This is a genomic window from Rhizobium sp. 01T444 (assembly GCF_056398305.1).
This window is the reverse complement of record NZ_JBFTPD010000302.1, coordinates 1-580: the sequence shown is the minus strand read 5'-3', so window position 1 is coordinate 580 and position 580 is coordinate 1. Positions and strand designations below refer to the sequence as shown.

Annotated in this window: 1 protein-coding gene; it reads left to right on the top strand. The window is 66.9% G+C overall.

Annotated features, from left to right (window positions below; genetic code table 11):
- On the top strand, nucleotides 1-530 hold a 530-nt coding region (locus tag AC1DTN_RS38590; protein WP_477925481.1), incomplete at its 5' end, for an MFS transporter.
- Between the last annotated feature and the right edge of the window lie 50 nt (nucleotides 531-580).

Below are 580 nucleotides of genomic sequence, written 5' to 3'. Positions count from 1 at the left end.
ACGCACGCTGGATCGTCAGCGTCGGCATGGCGGTTCTGGCGACGTCCTTCTTCATGCGCGCGCACCTCACGACGCAGGGAGACTACATGTCGGTGGCCTTCCCGATGTTCGTGCTCGGAGCGGGCATTCCGGCCTGCATCATCTGCCTGACCTCTCTCGGCGTGTCCGACCTGCCCGATGACAAGGTGACCAACGGCGCGGGCCTGCAGAACTTCCTGCGCATCATGTCGATGGCGGTCGGGGCGTCTCTCACGCAGACGTATTGGGAGCACATGGCGAAGTTCAACCGCGCCGAGCTCGTCGCGGCCATCGATGCGTCCCAGGTCGGCTCGGTGACCGAGGGCGCGGTCCGTGCCCTGGGCTCCGCGGCAAGCGCCGCGGCACTGTTCTCGCGGCAGATCGACACCCAGGCCGTGATGCTCGCGACGAACGACTTCTATGCGATGGCGACGATCCTGATGCTGGCGACGATCCTCTGCGTGTGGCTCATCAAGCGCCCCAAGGGCCCGTTGAAGACGGTGACGCATTGAAGCGGCGGGCGCGCGCGCCGCGTCGCGGTGGGCGGGGGCTGTCTCTCTAC